We start from the raw sequence: 3,378 nt of genomic DNA, 5'->3' as shown, positions 1-3,378 counted from the left end.
AAGCATTGGCGATTGAGCCAGTCAGAGCGATGTGAGTAAAAACCATATCGGCTGTCGTTCTTTAACAATCAGGAAGAAGTAGTAAAGAGATTCATCTGAAACACACTTAGAGATGGGTGTGGAGTAGGTGAATCAGGGTTGTGATTGTATCGAAAGTATTTTTAAGTGATCGAAAGATCGCCTTGAAATACGGCGCAACACGAATACTCAACCTGTAGCGCGTGTGACTCCATGCAGGCAACTGCGGATGAGACATACCCGTTATAGGGTCAAGCGAACAAGTGCATGTGGTGGATGCCTTGGCGATCACAGGCGATGAAGGACGCGGTAGCCTGCGAAAAGCGGTGGGGAGCTGGCAAACAAGCTTTGATCCACCGATATCCGAATGGGGAAACCCACTCCGAATGGAGTATCCATGACTGAATCCATAGGTCATGCGAAGCGAACGCGGCGAACTGAAACATCTAAGTAGCCGCAGGAAAAGAAATCAACCGAGATTCCCAGAGTAGTGGCGAGCGAAATGGGACCAGCCTGTACTCTTTATCTGTAGCGTCAGCCAAACACTCTGGAAAGTGTGGCCATAGTGGGTGATAGCCCCGTAGGCGAAGGCGTTATGGAAGAACTAGGTGTACGACAAGTAGGGCGGGACACGTGAAATCCTGTCTGAAGATGGGGGGACCATCCTCCAAGGCTAAATACTCGTGATCGACCGATAGTGAACCAGTACCGTGAGGGAAAGGCGAAAAGAACCCCGGGAGGGGAGTGAAACAGATCCTGAAACCGCATGCATACAAACAGTCGGAGCCTCGCAAGGGGTGACGGCGTACCTTTTGTATAATGGGTCAGCGACTTACATTCAGTGGCAAGCTTAACCGAATAGGGCAGGCGTAGCGAAAGCGAGTCCGAACAGGGCGTCCAGTCGCTGGGTGTAGACCCGAAACCAGGTGATCTATCCATGGCCAGGTTGAAGGCACGGTAACACGTGCTGGAGGACCGAACCCACTAACGTTGAAAAGTTAGGGGATGAGCTGTGGATAGGGGTGAAAGGCTAAACAAACCTGGAAATAGCTGGTTCTCTCCGAAAACTATTTAGGTAGTGCCTCGTGTATCACCTTCGGGGGTAGAGCACTGTCATGGTTGATGGGTCCATTGCGGATTACGTCGCCATAGCAAACTCCGAATACCGAAGAGTGCAATCACGGGAGACAGACATCGGGTGCTAACGTCCGGTGTCAAGAGGGAAACAACCCAGACCGCCAGCTAAGGTCCCCAAATATGGCTAAGTGGGAAACGAAGTGGGAAGGCTAAAACAGTCAGGAGGTTGGCTTAGAAGCAGCCACCCTTTAAAGAAAGCGTAATAGCTCACTGATCGAGTCGTCCTGCGCGGAAGATGTAACGGGGCTAAGCCATATACCGAAGCTGCGGATGCACATTTATGTGCATGGTAGGAGAGCGTTCTGTAAGCCTGCGAAGGTGCATTGAAAAGTGCGCTGGAGGTATCAGAAGTGCGAATGCTGACATGAGTAGCGATAAAGGGGGTGAAAGGCCCCCTCGCCGTAAGCCCAAGGTTTCCTACGCAACGTTCATCGGCGTAGGGTGAGTCGGCCCCTAAGGCGAGGCAGAAATGCGTAGCTGATGGGAAGCAGGTCAATATTCCTGCACCAGTGTGAAATGCGATGGGGGGACGGATCGCGGAAGGTTGTCCGGGTGTTGGAAGTCCCGGTCGCTGCATCGAAGAGGGTAGCCTGGCAAATCCGGCTACAGGACTCAAGGGTGTGGCGCGAGCGGCCTTGTGCCGCGAAGCAATCGGAAGGGGTTCCAGGAAAAGCCTCTAAGCTTCAGTTTCACACTGACCGTACCGCAAACCGACACAGGTGGGCGAGATGAGTATTCTAAGGCGCTTGAGAGAACTCGGGAGAAGGAACTCGGCAAATTGGTACCGTAACTTCGGGATAAGGTACGCCCCTGTAGCTTGATGCGCCTGCGCGCAGAGGGTGAAGGGGTTGCAATAAACTGGTGGCTGCGACTGTTTAATAAAAACACAGCACTCTGCAAACACGAAAGTGGACGTATAGGGTGTGACGCCTGCCCGGTGCCGGAAGATTAAATGATGGGGTGCAAGCTCTTGATTGAAGTCCCGGTAAACGGCGGCCGTAACTATAACGGTCCTAAGGTAGCGAAATTCCTTGTCGGGTAAGTTCCGACCTGCACGAATGGCGTAACGATGGCCACACTGTCTCCTCCCGAGACTCAGCGAAGTTGAAGTGTTTGTGATGATGCAATCTCCCCGCGGCTAGACGGAAAGACCCCATGAACCTTTACTGTAGCTTTGCATTGGACTTTGAACCGGTTTGTGTAGGATAGGTGGGAGGCTGTGAAGCGGGAACGCTAGTTTCCGTGGAGCCGTCCTTGAAATACCACCCTGATCTGTTTGAGGTTCTAACCTTGGTCCGTGATCCGGATCGGGGACAGTGCATGGTAGGCAGTTTGACTGGGGCGGTCTCCTCCCAAAGGGTAACGGAGGAGTACGAAGGTACGCTAGGTACGGTCGGAAATCGTGCTGATAGTGCAATGGCATAAGCGTGCTTGACTGTGAGACCCACAAGTCGAACAGGTGCGAAAGCAGGTCATAGTGATCCGGTGGTTCTGTATGGAAGGGCCATCGCTCAACGGATAAAAGGTACTCTGGGGATAACAGGCTGATACCGCCCAAGAGTTCATATCGACGGCGGTGTTTGGCACCTCGATGTCGGCTCATCTCATCCTGGGGCTGTAGCCGGTCCCAAGGGTATGGCTGTTCGCCATTTAAAGAGGTACGTGAGCTGGGTTTAAAACGTCGTGAGACAGTTTGGTCCCTATCTGCCGTGGGCGCTGGAAGTTTGAGGGGGCCTGCTCCTAGTACGAGAGGACCGGAGTGGACGAACCTCTGGTGTACCGGTTGTCACGCCAGTGGCATCGCCGGGTAGCTATGTTCGGAAGAGATAACCGCTGAAAGCATCTAAGCGGGAAACTCGCCTCAAGATGAGACTTCCCCGGGGACTTTGATCCCCTTGAAGGGTCGTTCGAGACCAGGACGTTGATAGGTCAGGTGTGGAAGCGCAGTAATGCGTTAAGCTAACTGATACTAATTGCCCGTAAGGCTTGATCCTATAACAGGTGTGTTTCAAGGACACGCAGGTTGAGATCACGTGTTGTGCCAGATTAAACAACACAACCCCAACGAATTCTTTACGCTTCTTCCCGATTGGCTGTGGCGCAGCATACTGCGACGCAGCAACCCGTCAAAGCCTGATGACCATAGCGAGCTGGTCCCACCCCTTCCCATCCCGAACAGGACCGTGAAACAGCTCCACGCCGATGATAGTGCGGATTGCCCGT

General features: G+C 53.0%; 1 rRNA gene. It reads left to right on the top strand.

Going from position 1 to position 3,378, the window contains the following annotated elements:
- Positions 1–267 precede the first annotated feature (267 nt).
- A 23S ribosomal RNA gene (locus tag U5768_RS31750) occupies positions 268–3,149 on the top strand.
- The last annotated feature ends 229 nt before the right edge of the window (positions 3,150–3,378 follow it).

It is taken from the genome of Paraburkholderia sp. J76 (genome assembly GCF_905220295.1).
In the GTDB taxonomy this organism is placed as follows: Bacteria; Pseudomonadota; Gammaproteobacteria; order Burkholderiales; family Burkholderiaceae; genus Paraburkholderia.
This window is presented reverse-complemented; position numbering and strand designations above follow the sequence as displayed.